14 protein-coding genes and 1 riboswitch are annotated in these 21,857 nt (G+C 71.0%); of the genes, 7 read left to right on the top strand and 7 right to left on the bottom strand.

From position 1 onward, the window contains the following. Positions 1-44 precede the first annotated feature (44 nt). From EAO73_RS24130 to EAO73_RS24105, 6 genes are all read right to left on the bottom strand, one after another. Positions 45-3,095, bottom strand: a complete 3,051-nt coding sequence (locus EAO73_RS24130) for a beta-galactosidase (protein ID WP_147973673.1) — start codon at positions 3,093-3,095, stop codon at positions 45-47. 101 nt (positions 3,096-3,196) lie between these two features. After that, positions 3,197-5,449: a DUF4838 domain-containing protein gene (locus EAO73_RS24125; RefSeq protein ID WP_147973672.1), complete on the bottom strand. Its 2,253-nt coding sequence runs from the start codon at positions 5,447-5,449 to the stop codon at positions 3,197-3,199. Then, positions 5,446-6,474: an aliphatic sulfonate ABC transporter substrate-binding protein gene (locus tag EAO73_RS24120; protein ID WP_147973671.1), complete on the bottom strand. Its 1,029-nt coding sequence runs from the start codon at positions 6,472-6,474 to the stop codon at positions 5,446-5,448. The genes EAO73_RS24125 and EAO73_RS24120 overlap by 4 nt, the downstream gene beginning before the upstream one ends. Beyond that, positions 6,471-7,253, bottom strand: a complete 783-nt coding sequence (locus EAO73_RS24115; RefSeq protein WP_147973670.1) for an ABC transporter ATP-binding protein — start codon at positions 7,251-7,253, stop codon at positions 6,471-6,473. Before EAO73_RS24115 ends, EAO73_RS24120 begins: the two co-directional genes overlap by 4 nt. 3 nt (positions 7,254-7,256) lie before the next feature. Continuing rightward, positions 7,257-8,108 carry an ABC transporter permease gene (locus EAO73_RS24110; protein WP_147973669.1) on the bottom strand — a complete coding sequence of 284 codons (852 nt, stop codon included), beginning with the start codon at positions 8,106-8,108 and terminating at the stop codon, positions 7,257-7,259. Then, a complete protein-coding gene (locus EAO73_RS24105) occupies positions 8,105-9,592 on the bottom strand; it encodes a sulfatase-like hydrolase/transferase (protein WP_147973668.1) in 1,488 nt (495 codons plus the stop codon). Before EAO73_RS24105 ends, EAO73_RS24110 begins: the two co-directional genes overlap by 4 nt. A gap of 204 nt (positions 9,593-9,796) precedes the next feature. Here EAO73_RS24105 and EAO73_RS24100 point away from each other — a divergent pair, with 204 nt between their 5' ends. From EAO73_RS24100 to EAO73_RS24090, 3 genes are all read left to right on the top strand, one after another. Continuing rightward, entirely contained in the window at positions 9,797-11,026 is a 1,230-nt protein-coding gene (locus EAO73_RS24100; RefSeq protein WP_147973667.1) for an ROK family transcriptional regulator, read from the top strand. Continuing rightward, positions 11,023-11,991: a formylglycine-generating enzyme family protein gene (locus tag EAO73_RS24095; protein ID WP_147973666.1), complete on the top strand. Its 969-nt coding sequence runs from the start codon at positions 11,023-11,025 to the stop codon at positions 11,989-11,991. Before EAO73_RS24100 ends, EAO73_RS24095 begins: the two co-directional genes overlap by 4 nt. A 55-nt stretch (positions 11,992-12,046) precedes the next feature. Beyond that, positions 12,047-12,141, top strand: a riboswitch (TPP riboswitch). Then, positions 12,132-13,514, top strand: coding sequence for a purine-cytosine permease family protein (locus EAO73_RS24090; protein ID WP_147973665.1), 1,383 nt, complete (start codon positions 12,132-12,134; stop codon positions 13,512-13,514). (Overlaps the previous riboswitch by 10 nt.) Position 13,515: 1 nt before the next feature. Here the strand turns inward: EAO73_RS24090 and EAO73_RS24085 are convergent, their stop codons facing one another. Beyond that, positions 13,516-15,108 carry a TROVE domain-containing protein gene (locus EAO73_RS24085; RefSeq protein ID WP_147973664.1) on the bottom strand — a complete coding sequence of 531 codons (1,593 nt, stop codon included), beginning with the start codon at positions 15,106-15,108 and terminating at the stop codon, positions 13,516-13,518. A gap of 774 nt (positions 15,109-15,882) precedes the next feature. Here EAO73_RS24085 and EAO73_RS24080 point away from each other — a divergent pair. Genes EAO73_RS24080 through EAO73_RS24065 form a run of 4 tightly spaced genes read left to right on the top strand, consistent with a single transcriptional unit; the run spans position 15,883 to position 21,661 of the window. Continuing rightward, positions 15,883-16,866, top strand: a complete 984-nt coding sequence (locus tag EAO73_RS24080; protein WP_147973663.1) for an ABC transporter permease — start codon at positions 15,883-15,885, stop codon at positions 16,864-16,866. A 1-nt stretch (position 16,867) separates the two neighbouring features. After that, positions 16,868-17,815: an ABC transporter permease gene (locus tag EAO73_RS24075; protein ID WP_147973662.1), complete on the top strand. Its 948-nt coding sequence runs from the start codon at positions 16,868-16,870 to the stop codon at positions 17,813-17,815. Further along, positions 17,812-19,938, top strand: coding sequence for an ABC transporter ATP-binding protein (locus EAO73_RS24070; protein WP_147973661.1), 2,127 nt, complete (start codon positions 17,812-17,814; stop codon positions 19,936-19,938). The genes EAO73_RS24075 and EAO73_RS24070 overlap by 4 nt, the downstream gene beginning before the upstream one ends. 25 nt (positions 19,939-19,963) lie before the next feature. Then, positions 19,964-21,661, top strand: coding sequence for an ABC transporter family substrate-binding protein (locus EAO73_RS24065; RefSeq protein ID WP_224756425.1), 1,698 nt, complete (start codon positions 19,964-19,966; stop codon positions 21,659-21,661). The last annotated feature ends 196 nt before the right edge of the window (positions 21,662-21,857 follow it).

Here is a 21,857-nt window from a genome sequence, read left to right as displayed (position 1 = left end):
GCGGACGCGCGCCCCGGCGGACCTCCGGGGCGCGCGTCCGTCCGTCACCGCGGGAACACGTCCGCGTAGTCGGGAGCCGCGTTCTGCCCGCCGCCGACGCCCCCGAGCACGGTGCCCTGGTTCACCAGCCGCACCGAGTCCGGGCCCACGCCGCTCTGCTCCGCGGTGACCGCGAGCGCGACGGTGTTCTCGCCGTGCGGATCCAGGAAGCCGGACGGGATGACGAACTCCTGCTGCGGGCCCACGTTGTTGACGTACTGCCCGGTGTTCCAGCCGTTGACGAAGATCTGGACGCGGTACTTGTCCGTCCGTCCCCCGGCGTCCTCGATGCGCAGTCCGAGCGCGGTGTCGGCGCCGTCGGGCAGGTCGAGCCGGGCCGTGGTGCGGTACCACCGCACGCCCGGCCGGTCGCTCTTGAGCGAGGCGGTGCGCGCCCATGACGCGTCCGGCGCACCCGGCAGGTGCCAGCCGAGGCGTTCCCCGTACAGGCCGCCGTTGTTGTAGAGCCCGCGTGCGGTGTCGGCGGGCCGGTCGCCGCCCTCGGCGCCCTGGATCCGCCACTCGGTCTTCCCGGCGCCGGCGATGCCGACATCGGCCAGACCGCGTCCGCCCTTGGAGCGGCCGTCGGAGCTCCAGTCCTCGTACTGGCCCATGTTCCGTACCAGGATCGCCAGTACGGCGGGCCTGCCGGGTTCGGCCAGGCCCGCGGGGACGGTGTACGTGGAGCTGCCGTCGCCCTGCGCGCCCAGGTAGTGGCCGTCGAGCCAGACCAGGGCGTGGCCGGCGGTCCCCGTCCTGGCCGTCACGTCGACCGTGCTGCCCGCCTCGGTGGGCGTGTAGTGGCCCCGGTACCAGGTGTCGCCCTCGTGGAAGCCGTACTCGTCCGTGTCCAGGACGACTCCGGAGGCCGCGCCGGGCCCGTGCCGGGTGTTGGCGGCGGTGGTGCGGTCCGCCCGGACCCACGTGGAGTCGTCGAAGTCCGCGGTGCGCTCGGGGTCGGAGGCGGAGGTGCGCCAGGTGTCCAGGGCGGGCACCTGGACGTCGGCCGGGCCCGGCAGCCGGCCGGTGAGCGCCCCGGCGGCGTCGCGCCGCACCGTTACGGTCCGGCCGTTCCAGGTCAGGGTCCTCACCCCGGCGGGCGCGAAGATCCGCACCGGGCCGGCCTCACGGGTGTCCCCGGTGAGGTCGAGCCGGCTCCCCGACACCCGGGCGGTGCGGGCGAGTTCCGGGCCGGTGACCAGGACCTGGCCGCCGCTCGCGTCGAGCTGCCAGATCGTCGCCACGGCTTCCCGGTCGCCGATCAGGACGGTGAGGTCCCGGCTGCCCCCGCCCGTGATGCGTACGGTCCTGGCGGCGCCGTGCGCGTAGTTCAGCCGCAGGTCCTTGCGTACGGGGTCCCAGGTGGTCTCCACCGGGTCGCCGTCCACGGTGGTGACCCGGGGCCGCTTCGCGTACCGCAGGACGGTTTCGCCGTCCGTGCCCCTCGCGCCGTCGAGGACGAGCAGATCGCGTCCGGCGGTCAGCCGGGTGAGCAATTGCGAGGTGGAATAGACAAGTCGGTGCGTGTCGAAGGCGTAGTCCGCCACGAGGGTGGTGGCATCCCTCCCGGCCACCGTGACGGCGGTGTCCGGCTTCTGCGGGACGCGCGCGTACGCGGCGCCGGCGCCCCATGCCAGGGGGAAGGTGACACGGCTGGTCGTGGTGTCGTTGGAGTCGGGGTGGCGCAGCGTGATGAGCCGCATGCCGTTGCCCGAAACCGAGGTCTCGTCCGCCTGCTCGGTGGAGCGGCGCTGCTGGGCCGTGACCGGGCCGCCGCCCGTGACGGCGGCCTCGGGGGCGGTGTCGGGCACGGCGGAGGCGATCGGCCGGACGGCGCTCTGGAGGTAGCCGAACTCCTTCTGCACGGCGAGCTTCGGGGTGATCGCGCGGTTCTCGGCGATCGCCGCCCCGTAGTCGTAGGAGGTGAAGCCGGAGCCGGGGTCGCCGGTCCAGCCCCAGTTGGTGCCGCCGTACTCCATGTAGGTGTTGGAGAGGGTGGCCCCATTGGCGAGGTTGTGCACGGCGAACTGGCGGGTGAACGCCTCGTCGGCGAACTTCGCGCACTCGCTCGTCTGGAAGTCGCGGCCCCACGCGGTGAACGCGCCGCCCTGCCCCTCCGCGACGAAGACCGGGGTGCCGGGCGAGTAGCCGCGCACCCGGGACTCGTAGTCCTTCAGCTTCTTCCGGGCACCCGCGCAGTCGAAGCCCAGCGGATAGGTGTCGAAAGCGTAGAGGCCGAGCTTGGAACCGCCGGGGCCGCCGGGGGCGTTCCAGCCGTGGCCGTTGCCGTAGTCGTTGTGGAACAGCGGCACGGTGACGCCCTGGCCGACGACGGCGCTCTGCAGCTTCTCGATGTAGTCGATGTGCGCGGCCGAGTTGTCGATCTGCTCGTTCTCCACCTGGTAGGCGATGACGCTGCCGCCCCCGTCGGTGATCTGGTGCCGCCCGATGATGCCGTTGACGGCCTTGAGCCACTCCAGGTCGGCCGCGAGGTTCTGCGGGTCGGCGGTGCGCTGCTCGCCGCCGTAGGTGTTCATGTACGGGGGAAGCCCGCCCATGCTCACTTCGGCGTTGATGTACGGGCCGGGGCGGGCGATGACGTAGAGGCCCTCCTGTTCGGCCATGGTCAGCAGCCGGTCGATGTCGCGGACGCCGCTGAAGTCGTACGAGCCGGGCTTCGAGGAGTGGTAGCCCCAGAAGAAGTAGAGCGAGACGGCGTTGAAGCCGGACGCCTTGAGCTTCTGCAGGACGTCGCGCCACTGGCCGGGGCTGGGCAGCCGCCAGTAGTGGAACTCGCCGGACCACACGACCAGCCGCTCGCCGTCGATCCTGAGCGACTTCTCGTCCCAGGTGACCGTGTGCGGGCGGTGGTCGTTGCCCGGGAAGCGGTGCGTGGTGGCCTCGGCCGCCGCCGGCCCGGCCTGCCGCGCGGGGTGCGCGGAGACCGGGTGCGGGGAGAACAGGGACAGTGCGAGTCCGGTGGCCAGAGAGGCGACGACCGCGCGCCGCCGTAAGAGACGCGACCGCGTGCGTGGCCGGTGGGGGTGGTGGGTCATGGACGCCCTTTCGCTGGTGTGCTCATGGTGCGTTTCCGTGGTCCGTGGAGCCGGTCGTGCTGGGCCGTGCGGGTCGAGGGCTGCCGGTGTTCGGGTGGCGGTCAGCGGATGTCGGTCACCACCTGGGACGCCACGAGGGGTGTGCCGTCCGCGAGCCGGAACTCCAGAGTGATCAGGCCGGTGCCGGGCGCCGCGTCCGCCGTCGCGCCGACCCCGACCCGCTGGGCGTCGCCGCGCGTGCCGCGCACCCGCAGCGTGCCGTGGGACGGCTCGACGCGGACGCCGTCCGGCGCGGTGGCCGTCCAGAGCACGGTGTGGCCGGTGAAGTCGACGTCCTGGGCCTCCACGTCGAGCCGCACGGTGTCGCCGCCGCGTTCCAGCACGACGGCCCCCGGGTCGCCGAACCCGGCGGCGGGGCTCGCGTAGGTGTCGACGACGGCCTGCCGGATCGTCGCGTCGTCGTACGGGGCCTGGCTCTGCGGGCCGTTCCAGCGCCACCACGCCTGCATGTTCGGCAGGCAGATCCCGTTGAACCGGTTGCGGTGGACCAGCGCGCGGTACTCCCGGCGCGCGGCGTCGAGTTCGGCGCTGCCGGCCGGTGCCAGGCCGACGCGCATGTCGGCCAGCGCGAGGTCGGCGTTGCGGGTCAGCCGGTCCAGGACCGTGCGGGGCGCCGCGTCCGTCACCTGTCCGGCCGCCTCCCCCAGCGCCGCACGCGCCTGTCCGTACACGGTGGTGAGCGCGGCGGGGGTGTGCGTGTCCGGGTCCGGCCGGGTCAGGTCGTAGTAGCGGCGCATCGCGGGCACCGCGCCCTCGCCGAAGCGGGCGTGCAGATAGCCGTCGAGGAACGCCTCCCCGTCCAGCGAGCCGTCCCAGGCCAGCGCGGCGACCAGGCTCTGCACGTGTTCGTACGTGATCCAGTCGCCGGGTTCGCTGTACATGCCGATCCCGTCGAGACCGAGCCCCGCCTCGAACACGAGGTCGCCCGCGATGGTGGTCAGCGGGTGCACGGGCAGGCTGCGCCAGCGGTAGCGCCGGTAGTACTCGTACATGGCGAGCGGCCCGGTGTGCGTGGCCCGCCAGGCGCGCAGCGCGTCCGCGAAGGGGACGTTGGGCTTGACGGCCGGGTCGCCGAGGTGGCCGTCGTAGGTACGGGAGTAGGCGGCGAAGTCCACGATGACGTCGGGGTCGCTCGCGTGCTCCGCGTCGGGCGGGCGCACGGTGGACGCGTACGCGATGCGCTCGACGCGGACGCCGGGCAGCTCCCGGCGCAGCACCCGGGCCAGTTCGTTGACGACGACCGACTCGGCGTTGGAGGCGGTGCCGTACCGGTCGAGGACCGGCTTCTGGAAGGCGCCGACGTCCGGGGGCCAGCAGTCGAAGACCGTGATCTCCGGGCGCTCCCGGAGGAAGGCGACGACCTTGGCCACGTAGGCGTCGAGCGCCTCGGGGTTGTAGAGGTCGAACACCGGGCCGCCCGACTCGTAGTACTGCGGATAGTCGGCCCTGGGCAGGAAGCTGTCGTAGCCGTGGCCGCCGGTCTCGATCCGCAGGCCGCGCCGGCCGGCCTCGCGGGCCAGTACGCCGCGCACCTTGTCGTACGCGGTGACGCCGAGGCCCAGGTAGTCGGTCGGGTACACGAAGGTGTTGAGCCGGTTCTTGGCCATCCAGTCGAGCAGCGGCGGCAGGCTGGCGGCGGTGTGGCTGAACCCCTCCTCGGCGTACTGCCGCCGCAGCCCGGTGGCGGGCCGGTCGGTGTGGCGTACGGGCGGCAGGGCGAGGTCGCGGGTGTGCGGTACGTGTTCGTGGTGGCCCTCGTACGCGGGGAAGGCGGGGGCGAAGAAGCGGACGCCGGCGCGTTCCAGGAGGGCGTACACCGCGTACAGCGGGGCCCGGTCGCCGTGCCCCGTCAGCAGGAGGCAGGTGTCGTCACCGAGCAGGGTGAAGGAGTCCTCGAGGGCGCCGGAGAGTTCCCGTCCGGCGTCGGCGAGGCGGTCTGCGGGGATGCGGCCGCCGCCGGTGCCGGTGTGCAGGGCGACCAGGCCGGTGACGCCCTCGGGCGGGCCGGCGGGTGCGGGGGCGGTGCGCAGCGGGAGGCGGACGCCTGTGATCGCGCGGAGGTAGTCGCGCAGCTCGGCGGCGGCAAACGCGGCGCTGCCGTCGCCCCACCACAGGATGGAGGCGCGGGCCCGGCCGCCGGAGGTGACCCGGAGCGGTCCGCCGGCCGCGACGGCCCCCGTGGTGGTGGTCCCGGCCAGGAGGGCGGCCCCGGCGAGCCCTGCGGCTCCGACGAGGAAGCCGCGTCGTCCCACCCCGTCGGACGCGGTGGTGTGGTGGTGCGGCGAGTCGTTCATGAGCGGTCCGCCTTTCGGGCTGCGGCATAGAGGTCGCCGAGGTAGTAGTCCTGGGCCTTGCCCGGGTCGGGCAGCTTGCCCATCCGGTGGAAGGTGGCGGCCAGTTCGTCGAACCAGCCGTCGACCGTGCCGTCCCGGGTGAGCTTCGTCAGCTCGTCGGAGGGCAGGATCTTCACGTACTTCGTGGAGCCCTTGAGCTGCCCGGCCGGCAGCTTCAGGAAGTCGGCGGTGACCGACTCCGATTCCTCGGGGTGGGCCGCGATCCAGTCACCGGCCGCCTTGAGGACCCCGGTCACCTTCTTGACGAGCGCGGGGTCGGAGGAGGCCAGCTTCGGCTGGGTGACGAAGACATTCGGGAAGGTGAGCTTCGGGTAGTAGTCCTCGGTGCGGCTGATCTCCTTGAGGTCCGGGACCTTCTTCTTCATGGTGTCGATCAGCGGGTACCAGGTGGCGGCCGCGTCGACCTGGCCGGAGGAGAACGCCGTGACGACGGTCGAGGCGTCCATGGCGACCTTGGTGATGTCGTCGGGCTCCAGCCCGGCCCCGGCGAGCGCGAGGTTGAGGATCATGTCGCCGGAGGTGCCCTCGGCGACGGCCACCTTCTTGCCCTTGAGGTCGGCGGGCCTGTCGATTCCGGAGCCGGGGCGGGCGATGACCCGGTCGGCGAGGCCAAGCATGTTGACGGAGACGATGGAGGCGCGGCCGGAGGCGGGCAGCCAGAGGGCGCCGGGGCCGAGGTAGCCGAAGTCCAGGTCGCCGGTGCCCAGGGCCTGGACCTGGAGGGGTCCGTTGGTGAAGACCTTGAGTTCGGGGGTGACTCCGGCCTTCTTCCAGAGGCCCTGCTTCCGGGCGACCGCGAGGGCGGCGGCACCGCTGTAGTCGGCGATGTACCCGAAGGTCACCTTCGCCGGGCCGCCGGCCGCGTCGGACGAGGAGTCGTCTCCGCAGCCGGCCGCGGTGGCGACAAGTGCCAGGGCGAGGAACAGGCCCGCCGCGCGGCGGCGGGCGGCACGGATCGGCTTCATGACGCGATTCCTTCGAGCGGGGCGGGCTGGTGGTGCACGGCGTGCCACACTTGGGCGCGCAGTGCGGCGAACTCCGGCGACAGGCGGTGTTCCTCGGTGCGCGGGTAGGGCAGCGTGACCGGGATGACGGTGTGGACGCGGCCGGGGCGGGCCGCCATGACGACGACGCGGTTGGCGAGGAAGACCGCCTCGTCGACGTCGTGGGTGATGAACATGACGGTGCGCCGGTCGCGGCCCCAGGTGTCCAGGAGCGATTCCTGCATGCGGACCCGGGTGAGCGAGTCGAGGGCGCCGAAGGGCTCGTCCATCAGGAGCACCTTGGGATTCACGGCGTAGGCGCGGGCGATGGCGCAGCGCTGTTTCATGCCGCCGGAGAGGGTCTTGGGCAGGGCGTCGGCGAAGTCGGTGAGGCCGACGAGCTCGATGACCTCGCGGGCCCGGCGGCGGCGTTCCTGCTTCCTGACCCCGGCGACCTTGAGGCCGTACTCGACGTTGGCGGCGACGGTCATCCAGGGGAAGAGGGCGTACTGCTGGAAGATGACGCCGCGTTCGGGTGCGGGGCCGCTGACGGGTGCTCCGTCGACGAGGACTTCGCCGCCGGTGGCGTCGAGGAGTCCCGCGGCGATGTTCATCAGGGTGCTCTTGCCGCAGCCGGAGGGGCCGACGACGGTGACGAACTCGCCGTCCTCGATGTCCAGATTCACATGGTCCAGGGCGAGGAAGCCGCCGTCCTTGACCGCAAAGTCCTTCGTCACGTCGTGGAAGTTGATGCTGGGCATGGGTTACCGCCGTTCCTGCCAGTGGGTGAGCCGGCGCTCGGCGAGGAGGAGCAGCCGGTCCATGGCGAGTCCGATCGCGCCGATCGCGATGAGCTGGACGAAGATGGTCGGCAGGTCGTAGTAGACCTGCGCCTGCTGCATCCGGTAGCCGAGTCCGCCCTGGGCTGCGATGAGTTCGGCGGCGACCACGGTCGCCCAGGAGGCGCCGAGACCGATGCGCATGCCGACCAGGATGAACGGGGTGGACGCGGGCACGACGACGCCGAGGAAGACCTGGGGGTCGCGGGCGCCGAGGACGCGGGCCGCGTTGACGAGGGTGACGTCGACGGCGACGACGCCCTGGAAGGTGGAGACGACGCAGGACAGGAACGCGGCCAGGAAGATCACGAAGATCTTCGGGGTCTCGTCGATGCCCATGAGCACGATGGCGAGCGGGATGATCGCGAGCGGCGGCACCATGCGGAAGAACTGGAGCCAGGGCTCCATGAGCCGGCGGACGAGCGGGTACCAGCCCATGACGAAGCCGACGGGGATCGCGAGGGCGACGCCGAGCACGTAGCCGGTGAGAACGCGCTTCAGGCTGGCGCCCGCGTCCTCGAAGAGCGTGCCGTCCGCGATGAGTTCACCCGCCCGGCGGGCCACGACGACGGGTCCGGGGAAGCCGTTGATGCCGCTGCCGGCGAGGGCGGTCCAGGCGAGGAGTCCGAGCGCGGCAGAGGCGAGGCCGAGGAGTACGGAGGTGAGCCGGCCGGTGCCGCGCCTCTTCTTCGGCGTCCTGGCGGCGCGTTCGGGAACGGCCCGCGGGCCCGGGGGTTTCGCCCGGTGCGGTGCGCGGGGTTTGTCCTGCACGTTCATGCCACTTCCTCCGCGACCCCGTCGACGTCGGCCGCCCGGCCGCCGCCGATGTCGGCCATGTAGCTCATCCAGGTGTAGGCGGGGTCGCCGCGGCGAAGCAGCTCGCGGTAGAGCCGGACGGTGAGGTCGCGGCGGACCTCCGCGTAGGCGGGCGCCTCGTAGACGTTGCGCAGCTCGTGCGGGTCGGCCTCCAGGTCGTACAGCTCGTGCACGCTCTCCGGGTTGTGGACCAGCTTGTGGCGCCGGTCGCGGATCATGCGCTGGGAGTACGGGAAGTGGTGGCCGTGGAATTCGGTGACGACCTGGTCGCGGGTGGCGTCGGCCCTCCCGCCGTGGAGCAGGGGCAGCAGGCTGGTGCCGTCGCAGAGGTCGGGCACGGGCGCGCCGGCGAGTTCCAGGATGGTCGGGTTGAGGTCGACGAGGGTGGCGAAGTCGTCGTTGACCTGGGCGGGGGCGCCGGGGACGCGGGCGATGCCGGGGATGCGGTAGATGTCCTCGTACATCGCCGGGCCCTTGTCGTTGAGCCGGTGGGCGCCCGTGAACTCGCCGTGGTCGGCGGTGAAGAAGACCGCGGTGTCGTCCCACAGTCCGTGGCCCCTGAGCGCGTCGACGATGCGTCCGACCTGGTGGTCGATCATCGTGACGTAGCCCCAGTAGACGGCGATGAGCTTGCGCCAGGCGGCGGCGTCGAAGGCGTCGGAGGACCAGTACGCGCTGTACTGGCGCTGCACCTCGGGCTTCCCGGCGAAGGTCTCGGCCATGGAGGCGGGCAGCGGTACGTCGTCGGGGTCGTACAGGTCGTAGTAGGCGTCGGGGATCAGGTACGGCAGGTGTGGGCCGTACCAGTGGCAGGAGAGCATGAACGGCCTGCCGGTCGCCTTCCGGTCCGCGGCGTAGCGGTCCAGCAGGGCGAGGGTACGGTCGGTGAGGTACGCCTCGACGGTGGCCTCGGCGGGCTGCTGGAGACGGCCGGCGATGAGGTGGCCGCGCCCGGTGCCGTTGGCGGCGGTCCCGAAGACGGGCTCGCGCACCGCGAACGGCGGGAAGCCGTTCTCGTCGAGCCACTTCTCGTAGGAGGGGTGGTGGACGGGGTTGAGTGCGCCGGGCAGGTGTTCGCCGTCCAGGCCGTAGAACTCGGGGCCGCGCTCGCGGCCGATGTGCCATTTTCCGACGTGCCCGACGGCGTACCCCTGGTCCGTCAGCTGACGCCACAGCATGGGGTTTTCGTCGGACAGCTCGTCCTTGCTGCCGCCGTTGCGCTCGGGGTTGTTGAGCATGCCGTGGCGGAACGGGTGGAGGCCGGTGGCCAGGGAGGCGCGGGCGGGGGTGCAGATCGCGGTCGGGGTGTAGAAGCGGTCGAAGCGGGTGCCCTCGGCCGCGAGGGCGTCCAGGGCGGGGGTCTCGACGAGCGGGTTGCCGTAACAGCCCAGGGTGTCGGTCCGGTGCTGGTCGGTCATCAGGAACAGGACGTTGCGCGGAGCCACTCGGGCCGCCCTTTCGGTGGTCGTGCTCAGGGGTGGTGACGGGAGCCGGGCGGGCGGGTGCGGGGTGCTCGACGCGTTCCGGCTCCGGCGATTGACGGGAACTGTAGGGAGACCCACTTTTTTACGTCAACCCTCCGGAATAAACATTGTGTGAATTCGTCCGGCGCGTTGACAGAAAGCCCTTGACCGATCGACCATGCGTCCATGACCGAACGCACCGATGCCCTCCAGCGCCTGCGCAGAGCCAATGAAGCCGCCGTGCTCGGCGAGCTGCGCAGGTCGGGGGCGCTCAGCCGGGGCGAGCTCAAGGACCGGGTCGGGCTGTCCCGTACGACCCTGTTCGCCATCGTGTCCGACCTGCTGGAACGCAACGCCGTCGTGGAGCAGCCGGCCCCCGACCCCGAGCAGCCGAGGGGGCGCGGCCGGCCGGCCCTGGAGATCTCGCTCAACTCGCGCGGCGCCGAACTGATCGGCATCGACCTCCAGCGCCACCACATCCACGTGGTCGTCGCCAACTGCGCCCACGAGATCGTCGGCCGGTACAGCGCCCCGGTCCCGGCGGACAGCCAGGCCGCCGAACGGGCCGCGCAGGCGATCCGCGCCGTCGAAGAGCTGGTGCGGCGCGAGAGCATCAGCCTCGCCCCGGTCCAGGGCATCGGCCTCGGCCTTCCCGGCTTCGTGCAGAATCCGGCGTCCGCCGACCGTCACGCGATGACGCCGTTCGCCGGGCACGTCGCCGCGGAACTCGGCCGGCATTTCGGCGCCCCCGTGCTCACCGACAACAACTCCCGGCTGGCCGCGCTCGCCGAGGTCACCTGGGGGGCGGCACGAGGCTTCGAAAACGCTGTCTACCTGCGCTGGTCCCAGGGCGTCGGCGGCGGACTCGTCGTCAACGGCTCGCTGGTGCACGGCGCCCACGGCGCGGCCGGCGAGATCGGGCACACCAGCTGCGACCCCGAGGGCAAGCCCTGCCACTGCGGGGGCCGGGGCTGCCTGGAGGGGCTGATCTCCGTCCCGGCCCTGCTCGCCGCCTGCACCGAGCGCGGCGTGGGCGTCCGGGACGCCGACGAGCTGATCGCCCTCGCCGCCGGCGGCCGGCCGGAGGTGGCCGACGTCCTGCGCGGCGCGGCCGTCGCCGCCGGCCGGGTGCTCGCCGCGCTCGCCGCACAGGTCGATCCGGAGTGCGTCGTCGTCTACGGGGAGCCGGCCGTGCTCGACGACCTCGTCCTCGCCCCGATCAGGGAACAGATCGCCACGCTTTCGCTGCCGTCCGCCCCGCGCTCCATCGAGGTGCGCGGCTCCACCCTTGGCGGCGACGCCGCCGCCCTCGGCGGTGTGGCGCTGCTGCTGCGCACCACGGGCCAGGACCTGGCCGAACTGCTCGACCGCCCGGCGCCGGAAGCCGCCGCCGACAACGAGGGGACATCCCGATGAGCGCCTGCTGCGGGCCGGGCCGCGAGAGCGCCGCCGCCACCGCCACCACCGCTCCCCCGGCCGACTTCGCCGTGCCCGAGTGGAGCACCGCCGACCTGCTGCGCGGCACCGTGGTCGTGCCCGGCGGGCCGTTCCTGATGGGGGGCGCCGACGCGGACGCGTTCCCCGCCGACGGGGAGGGGCCCGTGCGGGAGGTCGTGCTCGCCCCGTTCCGGATCGACGTGGCCTGTGTGACCAACGCTGGTTTCGCCCGCTTCGTCAAGGCCACCGGCTACCGCACCGAGGCCGAACTCATCGGCTGGTCCTACGTGTTCGGCGCCTTCGTCCCCCGCGAGGCGCGCCACGCCGTACTCCCGGGGACGGTTCCGGGCGCGCCCTGGTGGAGCGCGGTGGCCGGGGCCTGCTGGCGGGCGCCCGAGGGGCCCGGCACCACGATCGGCGACCGCCGGGACCACCCGGTGGTCCATGTGTCGTGGAACGACGCCACCGCCTACGCCCGCTGGGCCGGGAAGCGGCTGCCCACCGAGGCCGAGTGGGAGAAGGCGGCGCGGGGCGGGCTGGTCCGGGCCCGCTTCCCCTGGGGCGACGAGCTGACCCCGAAGGGCCGGCACCGCTGCAACATCTGGCAGGGCGACTTCCCGGTCCGCAACACCCGGGAGGACGGCTACGCGGGCACCGCGCCCGTGAAGGCGTACGCCCCCAACGGCTATGGCCTGTACAACGTCTCGGGCAACGTGTGGGAGTGGTGCGCCGACCGGTTCAGCGCCCACTGGCACGTACCGGACCGCCCGGAGACGCGGCTCGATCCGGCCGGGCCGGCCGAGGGCGGCAACCGGGTGCTGCGCGGCGGCTCGCACCTGTGCCACCGCTCGTACTGCAACCGCTACCGGGTAGCCGCCCGTACGTCCAACACTCCCGACAGCAGCACAGGTCACGGCGGTTTCCGCTGCGCGCTTCGGCTCTGAGTACGCGGCGGACCCCCGGTCCGGTCGGCACATCCCTCCGGCTATCCTGGCCGCCACACCGGACACGGGGTGCCCCGCGCAGGGGCTGAGATCACACCCGTCGAACCTGAACCAGTTAGCACTGGCGGAGGGATGTCTTCATGTCGTTGTCGCATGCCCGGGACGAGCGCGCCGCTTTCGGCGGGCGCATGCCCACCGCGCCCGGCGATCTGCGCGTCGAGGCGCACGGGATAGCCCCGGTTCCCGAGGACCGGCGCTACGGCGGCCCCGGACGGCTGTTCACCGTCTGGTTCGCACCCAACCTGACCATGACCGGTGTCTTCACCGGCACCGTCGGCATCGCGCTGGGCCTGGACTTCGCGACCGCCCTGGCCGCCGTCGTGCTCGGCACCCTGATCGGCGCCGCGCCCACCGCGTATCTCGGCACCTGGGGCAGTCGGACCGGGTCCGGACAACTGCCGCTCGCACGGCTGGCGTTCGGCCCGGGGGTGGTGCTGCCGGGTGCGCTCCAGTGGCTGTCGTCGATCGCCTGGGACGCGCTGATCGGGCTGTTCGGCGGGGACGCGCTGGCGCAGCTGTGCGGCTGGCCCTTCTGGCTGGGGGTCCTCGTCATGATGGCCGCGCAGGGCGCGCTCGGTGTGCTGGGCTACGAGGTGATCCACCGGCTCCAGACCGTGATGACGTTCGCCCTGGCCGCCGCCTTCGCTGTCCTCGCGACCAAGCTCCTGGACGGTGTCGACCCGGTGACCAGCGGTTCCGTGCACGGCGCGGACCGGGCCGGTGCCTTCGTCCTGACCTGCACCATCGCGCTGAGTCTGGCGCTGTCCTGGGCCCCGTACGCCAGTGACTTCAGCCGCTATCTGCCGCGCGAGACGTCCCGGCCGCGGATGTTCTGGTGCACGCTGGGCGGGATCAGTGCCTCCTTCGTGGCGGTCCAGACGATCGGGCTGTGGGGCGCCTCGGTCTTCACGGACCAGACCGCGCGTGGCGTCGACACCTTGCTCGGCGGGGGCGTGCTCGGGGCGTTCGGGCTGCTCGCGGTGGCCCTGGCGGCGCTGTGCAGCAACGCGATGAACGACTACAGCGGTTCGCTGGCGTTGCAGACCATGGGTGTACGCGTACCCCGCCCGGTCGCCGCGGCACTCGCCGCCGCCCTGGGCTTCCCGCTGGTGCTGTGGATGCACGCGGCGGACACGACGGCCCGCTTCCAGAACGTGCTGCTCCTCGTCGGCTACTGGATCCCCGGCTTCGTGGCGATCGTGTCCGTGGACTGGCTGGTGCGCGCCAGGGCCCGGCGCGGCGCGCCCGTCGACCTCGCCGCCGAGCACGCGCGCCCGCGCCCGTGGTGGCCGGCGCTCGCCGCCTTCGCCGCGGCCTTCGCGGCGGCGGTGCCGTTCATGAGCACCGGCCTGTACGTGGGCCCGGTGGCCGAGGCGCTGCACGGGGCGGACCTGGCGTACGGGGTCGCCTTCCTCGCGGCTCTGGTGGTCTACGCCCCGCTGCGGATGCGCCGGGCCCGCTGACTCATTCCCCGGCGGCCCACGGCCAGGCGGCCCGGCGGCCGTTCTCGATGAGGACGGCCATCCGGAACGCCGCGTCGGTGAGGCCGCCGAAGGTGTGCCGGTTCGGGCCGGTGGGGCCGTGGGCCGGCCGGTATCCGGCGAGGTTCCAGGTGTGGACCGGGACCCGGCGCGGCACCGGGTCGGGCCCCTGGGGCCCGTAGGGCAGGGCCTGTTCGTCGGTGACGACCAGCACCCGGTCGTGGTCCCGGTAGTGGGTGCGCAGCGCCTTCGTGGTGTCGGTGCCGCCGAGCCTGTGGAACCGCTTCAGCACGTCGAGGACCGGTTCGCCGGACGCGTACGGCACGGGGGTGCTGCGCCAGCCGAACTCCACCAGGTCCGCCTGCTCGGCGCGCAGGGCCAGCGCGGTGCCGAACACGGCGGCCGCGTCGGCCCGGCTGAGCGTGGACCGCTCGGAGAAGGTGTCCCAGAACATCGAGTCGGACCGGTCGACCAGGACCAGCGTCCGGCCGGGCAGGGCCGGCACGTTCCCCAGGCTGTGGCCCAGTGCCGCTTCCAGCGCGTCGGCCCAGCGCGGCCCGGCGTGCTGGTGGGCGGCGAGGTAGCGGAACGGGAACTGCCGGGAGCGGGCCACCTCCTCGGGGTCGGCGATGCGCGCGGCGACCCGCTTTGCGACCGCGTCCGCGATCCCCGCCTCGTCGAAGTTGCGCAGGTTCCGCAGGAGCGCCATGGGCCCCATGACGGGGATCAGCGCCTCCCAGACGGCGGCGTCCATGGGCCCGTGCAGCCAGCCCGCAACGGATTCCCAGGTCAGGCCGGCCTCGGCGAGGCGTTCCGCGCCGCCGGGCCCGGTGATCAGGGCCCGCCGTTCGTCCGCCGGGGTGCCCAGCAGCGCCCGCTGGGCGGTCAGCAGCCGGTCGCCGGCCGGGGCCTCGGCCCGCTCCGGGTGGTGGCGGCGGTCCAGGGCGTAACGGAAGAGCGGCCCCTGCCAGGGCTTGGCCGGGTCGGGCGAGGCGTGCACCAGGTTGAGCACGTCACCGAAGCGGAAGCCCTTGGACGGGGTGTCGTACTTCAGCAGGGAGCGGGAGGTGTAGAGCCTGCGTACGGCATCGGCGACGCCCCGCTTCACGGGCTGGGGGATCGCGCGCCCGTACGTGGCGGTCCAGTGCGCGAGCAGTTCGCCGGGCTCGTCGGCGCGCTGGAGCACCGAGTCGACGACGGACCGGTTGGAGGGACCCTCGCAGCTCCCGGCCGCGAGCCGTGCGCGTACGTACGCGGCGGCGCCGGTCAGGGACGCGGTGCGCATGTTGCCCTCGGCGCGCAGCCAGCGCAGCAGGCCGGCCGTCCACGCGGGGTGCTCGACCGCGAGCCGGGCGACGAGGGCGGTGTACCGGTCTTCGCGGTACGCGCCGCTCTCGTAGAAGGTGTCCTGGGAGACGAAGTGAGCGACGGCGAGGAGGAAGAGTTCCTCGCGGGGCTCCCGGACGTAGGCCGGACCGCCCTCGTACGTACGGGGGTTCCGTACGGTCGAACCGGGCACGGGCCGGGTGGCGGCGAGCCGGCGGGCGCCGGCCGAGACATGCGGGGCCACCAGCATCTCGGACCAGACCTTGGAGACGCGTCGAGCGTGAAAAGACAGGGAATCCCCCCGGATTCAAGGAACTTGGAAGGCGCACGCGCCCGACGGGATCAGAAATCTGGGCGGCGGCATCACTTGGAGTGTCAGAAGGAAGTAGCCGCAGCCGGGCGCATCGCCGGGCGCGGGCGCGATGACAACGTACAAGAGCCGCCGGCGGGCGCACCAGCGAATTACGGTCCGGCACGCAGAGATGCGCAACTGCCGCTGCGCGAGCGGGTGGCCGAGCGGGCCGGGAAGGGGCGTGAACCCGAGCGACAGGCCCGAAATAGGGAGCATGCGCGAGGAAGGTGGCCTATGCACCTTATGGCGATCGGGCGCACCGCCACTCTCCGCGCGTCCACCACGGCGTTGAGAATTTATGCGCCGGATGTCCGGTATGCGGCTTCGACTTAACCGTATCGCGACCTGGCCAACCTTGACGTGATCACGGGCAGTTGGAATCGTCAGCACAGGCGCTGCCGAATCGGGCAGCCGCTACGAATCGGCTCATTCCGACGCAAGGTTGTCGCTTCATGCCCGGCGCTCTGCCCACACCTGCTCCATCTGCCCGTGCAGCACCGCCGGCACACAGCAGCCTCCCTCATCGGGATGCCTTCGCACCACCCATTTTCTGACCCCGAGAGTCCGCACGTCCTGTCCGAGCGCTCGCAACCCGGTGCCCGGTCAACGCGGCCAAGCGTCCAGTCACCCACCGGATCTGCGGGCCCCACTTTGAAGAAAGGTCGGCTCACAGTGCTGCGTTATATCGCCCGCAAAGCAGTCGGCTGGTTTTTGATGATCGCAGTCGCAACCAACCTGACGTACTTCCTCGCCAATGCATTTCTTAAGCCCGCGTCGAACTACACCGCGTTGCGACCGCCTCGAACTCCAGCTCAGATCAACCGATCACTGGCGCAATTCAATCTCAATCCGGACAAACCGATCATGGATCGGTGGTGGGACTGGATCTCCGGGATCGTGACCCATTTCGACTGGGGTCAGTCGCCGACCGGGGGCAGTGTCAACGACCAGGTCGCCTACCGGATCTTCGTCAGCGGCCAGCTGGTCATCGCCTCGACGATCCTGTCCATCGTCATCGGCGTCGGGCTGGGTGTGTACACCGCCTCGCGCCAGTACAAGGCCGGCGACCGCGTGTGGCAGGGCATCTCCGTGATCTCCTTCAACACGCCCTCCGCCGTGGCCTCGCTGGGCGTGGTGCTCGCGGCCATCTGGCTCAACCAGTCCCTCGGCAACACGCTGCTGCCCGTCGCCGGAGCACAGAGCCCCGAAGTCGCCGGGTTCTGGCCGGTTCTGGGGTCGAGAGTGATGCACGCGATCCTTCCCACGATTTCGCTGACCTTCATCTCGTACGCCGGATACCACCTGTTGCAGCGCTCACTGCTGCTGGACAACATCAACTCCGACTACGTGCGCACCGCACGGTCCAAGGGGCTGACCCGGAAGCAGGCCATCTACCGGCACGGACTGCGGACTTCGATCATTCCCGTCGCCACCCAGGTCGCCTTCGCGATGCCCGCCCTCTTCACCGGCGCGGTCATCACGGAAACGGTCTTCGCGTGGCACGGCATGGGTGAGTACTTCACCAAGACCATCAGCACGAACGATGTGCACGGTGCCGTCGCCGTCGCGGCCTTCGGCGCCCTCATGACGGCCATCGGCGCGATCCTGGCCGACCTCGTCGTCGTGGCCCTCGACCCCAGGATCAGGGTGAGCTGACGTGGCCATCAACATGCCCGGCGCCGGAACCGCCCCCGAAGAGGCCCCGGAGATCGCCGAAGTCCTGGAGCCCGGTACGACCGGCGGCAAGCGCCTGTCCCCGACCAGGCTCTACGTGCGCCGCTTCGCGCGCAACAAGCCCGCGCTCGGCGGAATGATCCTGTTCGTCCTGCTGGTGCTCTTCTCCGTGTTCGGCCGGTACCTGACCCACTGGAACTACGAGGAGGCGGACTTCGCCGCCCTCTCCGTCGCCCCCGGGGTCGACGGCCACCTCCTGGGCACCAACAGCGCGGGCAACGACGTCTACGCCCAGCTCGTGCACGGCCTCGGCAGGTCGCTGATCATCGCCGTGACCGTGTCGCTCCTGACCACGGCCATCGCCGGTCTGTTCGGTACCACCGCCGCCTACTTCGGCGGCAAGATCGAGCGAGCGATGCTCGGCTTCGTGCACTTCCTGCTCATCCTGCCCTCGTTCCTCATCATCGCGCTGGTCGGTACGCACTACCGCGGTGAGTGGAAGATCCTGGTCGTGGTGCTCACGCTGTTCGGCTGGATGCTGACCGCCCGGGTTATCTGGTCCCTGGCCACGTCCCTGCGCGAGCGCGAGTACGTGATGGCGGCCCGCTTCATGGGCGTCGGCGCGCTCCGGACCATCGTCCGCCACCTGGTGCCCAACATCGGCTCCCTGCTGATCGTGACGTTCACCCTCGGTGTCGCCTCGACCGTGCAGTCCGAGACGGCACTCTCCTTCATCGGGTTCGGCGTCAAGCAGCCCGACGTGTCCCTCGGCTCCATGCTGGCCGACGGGCAGAACACCCTGTCCACCGCTCCCTGGCTGTTCTACATGCCGGCGGCCCTGGTGGTCCTGCTCACCGTGGCCATGGCCCTCATCGGTGACGGTCTGCGCGACGCCCTGGACCCCACATCGCAGTCTGGAGGCCGCGCATGATCGAGCAGCGCGCTGTCACTAACGAGCCCGGCACGCAGCGGGCCCTGCTGTCCGTGCGTGACCTGAAGGTCGCCTTCCCCTCGGAGGCCGGCCGGGTGGACGCCGTACGCGGTGTCTCCTTCGACCTGCACCGCGGCAAGACCCTCGGCATCGTGGGCGAGTCGGGTTCCGGCAAGTCCGTCACGTCGATGGCCGTCATGGGGCTGCTTCCCGAGTACGCGTCGGTCACCGGCGAGATCATGCTCGACGGGAAGAACCTCCTCGACCTGGACGACCGCAGGATGTCCAAGGTCCGCGGCCGGCAGATCGGCATGATCTTCCAGGACCCGCTCTCGTCGCTCACCCCGATCTTCAGCATCGGTGCCCAGATCGTCGAGTCCCTCCAGATCCACCAGGACATCTCGTCCGCGGCCGCCTGGAAGCGGGCCGTCGAGCTGCTCGACCTGGTCGGCATCCCCAACCCGGACCGCCGGGCCAAGGGATTCCCGCACGAGTTCTCGGGCGGTATGCGCCAGCGGGCCGTGATCGCCATGGCCATCGCGAACGACCCCGACCTGATCATCGCCGACGAACCGACGACCGCCCTGGACGTCACCGTGCAGGCGCAGATCCTGGACGTCCTCAAGACGGCCCAGCGGGAGACCGGCGCCGCGGTCATCATGATCACCCACGACCTCGGGGTGGTGGCCGGCTCCGCCGACGACGTCATGGTGATGTACGCCGGACGCCCCGTCGAACACGCCGGGGTGGACGAGCTCTTCGCGCAGCCCCGGATGCCGTACACCATCGGTCTGATGGGCGCGATCCCCCGCCTGGACGACCGCGACCGGGAGGCCCTGACCCCGGTTCCGGGCACTCCCCCGCTGCTGGTGAACCTGCCCGACGCCTGTCCCTTCGCGGCGCGCTGCCCCGCGGTCGAGGACGCCTGCCGGGAGGCCGAGCCGCTGCTGCTGACCATCGGCGGGGCCGGCACCGGTGCCACGCACACCGCCGCCTGCCGGCGCGCCGGGGAGATCGAGGACGGCGCCATCGGCGGCGAGCCGATCTTCCCCGTCCCCGCCGTGCGGGAGGACCGCGCCGCGGAGGTCCCCCGTGAGGACCGTCCCAAGGTCCTGGAGCTCTCCGGGGTCACCAAGACCTTCCCCCTGACCAAGGGCGGCCTGCTCAAGCGCAAGGTGGGCACGGTCTTCGCCGTCAACGGCATCGACCTGGACATCCGCGAGGGCGAGACGCTCGGGCTGGTCGGCGAGTCGGGGTGCGGCAAGACCACCACCCTGCTGGAGATCATGGGGCTGAAGCCGCCGGAGCAGGGCAGCATCTCGGTCTGCGGCCAGGACACGGCCGGCCTGAAGCGGAAGCAGGACATCAACGCCGTCCGCCGCGGCATCCAGATGGTGTTCCAGGACCCCATGGGCGCGCTCGACCCCCGCATGACGGTCTTCGACATCCTCGCGGAGCCCCTGCGCGCGATCGGCGAACGCGACAAGAAGGTGCTCACCACCAAGGTCGCGGATCTCATGGAGCTGGTGGGGCTCGACCCCGAGCACCGCGACCGCTTCCCCTCGGCCTTCTCGGGCGGGCAGCGGCAGCGCATCGGCATCGCGCGGGCGCTCTCCACCAAACCCCAGCTGCTGGTCCTCGACGAGCCGGTGTCGGCGCTCGACGTGTCGGTACAGGCCGGTGTCATCAACCTGCTCAACGACCTCAAGGCCGAGCTGGGCCTGTCCTACCTCTTCGTCGCCCACGACCTGTCGGTGGTGTGCCACATCTCCGACCGGGTGGCGGTGATGTACCTGGGCCGGATCGTCGAGATCGGCGCCACTGACGCCGTCTTCGACAACCCCAGGCACCCGTACACACAGGCACTCCTCTCCGCGATCCCGCTGCCCGACCCGGTGGCGGAGCGCACGCGGGAACGCGTCCTCCTGGAGGGCGACCTTCCCAGTCCCACCGACGAGACGCCGGGCTGCCGGTTCGTCTCCAGGTGCCCACTCCACACCACGCTGTCGGAGCCCCAGAAGGAACGGTGTCGCGGGGTCACCCCCCTGCTCACCGACAGGGGCGACCCGGACCACCGCGACGCATGCCACTTCGCGGGCACGACCACGTCTGTCGACAACTAACCCAGCCAGAAAGGCCAAGGCCGTCATGAGAAAGATCTCTCTGAGCCTGGTGGTGCTCGCCGCCGCCTCGTCTCTCGTCCTCACCGGGTGCAGCAGCGACTCCAACGACTCCAAGGAGCCGAAGTCGAAGGGCGCCACCGCGGAGAAGGACGTCCTGACCTCGTACAACCCGCAGCCTGCGAGCAACCTGAAGCAGGGCGGCAAGCTGACGCTCCCCATCGTGGAGATCCCCGACCAGCTGAACCCGCTGAATGGTGACGGGTCGCTGTACACGTCGAAGCTGGCCTGGTTCTACATGCCGCAGCTGTCCTTCAATGACCCGAAGGGCAACATCACCTTCAACAAGGACTACCTGACCGACGTCAAGCAGGAGACGGTGGGTGGCAACACCCAGGTCACGTACACCATCAACCCGAAGGCCAAGTGGAACGACGGCCAGGACATCGACTGGACCGCGTTCCGTGACACCTGGAACGCGCAGAACGGCAAGGACAAGGCGTACAACGTCGGTTCGACCGACGGTTACTCCAGCATCACCGGTGTGAAGCAGGGCAAGGACGCCAAGCAGGCGGTCGTCACCTACAAGGGCAGCTTCGTCTACTGGAAGTCCCTCTTCTACCAGCTGGTCAACCCGCACATCGCCAAGGCCGCGGACTTCAACAAGGCATACGTGAGCAAGCCGCACGCCGAGTGGGGCGCCGGTCCGTACACCATCGCCAAGTTCGACGCCAAGGGTGGCACCGTCACCTACAAGCCCAACCCGAAGTGGTGGGGCGAGAAGGCACACCTGGACGAGCTCACCTTCGTCCAGATGGAATCGAGCGCCAGCATCAACGCGTTCAAGAACGGCCAGATCGACGGGGTCTCGGCGGCCAACGCCGAGGAGCTCAACCAGGTGAAGGGCGTGAAGGGCACCGAGCTGCGCCGCGGCACGACCACCTCGAACAACCTCCTCGTCTTCAACAGCACCTCGCCGCAGCTGAAGGACCTCGCGGTCCGCAAGGCCGTGATGGAGGGCATCGACCGCTCCCAGCTCGCGAAGATCACCTTCCAGGGGATGGGCTACACCGAGCCCCTGCCCGGCTCCTTCACCCTCTTCCCGTTCCAGAAGGGGTACCAGGACACCTTCGGCGACCTGGTGAAGTTCAACGCCGACAACGCGAAGAAGGAGCTGGACGCCGCTGGCTGGAAGGCCGGCTCGGACGGCATCCGCGCCAAGGACGGCAAGAAGCTGGAGCTGAGCTTCCCGACCATCGGTGACAGCTCCACCGTCAAGGCCCGTGCCACCGCGATCGCCCAGATGATGAAGAACATCGGCGTCAAGGTGAACATCGAGGCGCACCCGTCCGCCGACTTCAACAAGGTGTTCACCAAGCGCGCCTTCGACATCTTCGGCATGGGCTTCATCTCCAGCGACCCGAACGGCATGCTCTACATCTGCCAGATGTACTGCTCCGACTCGACGCTGAACGTCTCGCGCTCGGTCCCGAAGAGCCTGGACGAGGAGACCAAGGCCGTCACCAACCTGCCGACCCTGGACGAGCAGGTCAAGGCTGGTAACGCGGTCGAGAAGAAGGCCATGGAGACCTACGGCATCATGCCGCTCCACAACGGCCCCACCATCTGGGCCGTGAAGAAGGGCCTCGCCAACTTCGGCGCCGCCCAGTTCTACGGCAACTACGGCAACATGGGCGCCCCCGAGCTCATCGGCTGGCAGAAGTAGCACCCTCCCGGGGTTCCGCTGCACCGACGCGGAACCCCGGGGCCCCGTCCCGCTCTCGGGACGTACTGCCCCGGCAGGCCGTCAGCGCATGCTGACGGTCCCTGTCGGGGCAGCGCTGTGTCTGCGCGGAGCGAGGGACAGCACAGGGCGCGTGTGACGGTCCCGCCCCGGCCGAAGAGCGTGCCCCGGATGACTG

This window comes from Streptomyces sp. col6 (genome assembly GCF_008042035.1).
Taxonomy (GTDB): Bacteria; Actinomycetota; Actinomycetes; order Streptomycetales; family Streptomycetaceae; genus Streptomyces.
Note: the sequence above shows the minus strand (reverse complement) of the source record. Positions and strands in the feature narration are given on the sequence as shown.

Bases quoted from the DNA above. Each gene is read 5' to 3' on its own strand.
- EAO73_RS24110 (WP_147973669.1), bottom strand. From the start codon at position 8,108: ATGAACGTGCAGGACAAACCCCGCGCACCGCACCGGGCGAAACCCCCG.
- EAO73_RS24130 (WP_147973673.1), bottom strand. From the start codon at position 3,095: ATGACCCACCACCCCCACCGGCCACGCACGCGGTCGCGTCTCTTACGG.
- EAO73_RS24090 (WP_147973665.1), top strand. From the start codon at position 12,132: ATGTCGTTGTCGCATGCCCGGGACGAGCGCGCCGCTTTCGGCGGGCGC.
- EAO73_RS24065 (WP_224756425.1), top strand. From the start codon at position 19,964: ATGAGAAAGATCTCTCTGAGCCTGGTGGTGCTCGCCGCCGCCTCGTCT.
- EAO73_RS24085 (WP_147973664.1), bottom strand. From the start codon at position 15,108: ATGCTGGTGGCCCCGCATGTCTCGGCCGGCGCCCGCCGGCTCGCCGCC.
- EAO73_RS24120 (WP_147973671.1), bottom strand. From the start codon at position 6,474: ATGAAGCCGATCCGTGCCGCCCGCCGCCGCGCGGCGGGCCTGTTCCTC.
- EAO73_RS24125 (WP_147973672.1), bottom strand. From the start codon at position 5,449: ATGAACGACTCGCCGCACCACCACACCACCGCGTCCGACGGGGTGGGA.
- EAO73_RS24100 (WP_147973667.1), top strand. From the start codon at position 9,797: ATGACCGAACGCACCGATGCCCTCCAGCGCCTGCGCAGAGCCAATGAA.
- EAO73_RS24095 (WP_147973666.1), top strand. From the start codon at position 11,023: ATGAGCGCCTGCTGCGGGCCGGGCCGCGAGAGCGCCGCCGCCACCGCC.
- EAO73_RS24070 (WP_147973661.1), top strand. From the start codon at position 17,812: ATGATCGAGCAGCGCGCTGTCACTAACGAGCCCGGCACGCAGCGGGCC.
- EAO73_RS24115 (WP_147973670.1), bottom strand. From the start codon at position 7,253: ATGCCCAGCATCAACTTCCACGACGTGACGAAGGACTTTGCGGTCAAG.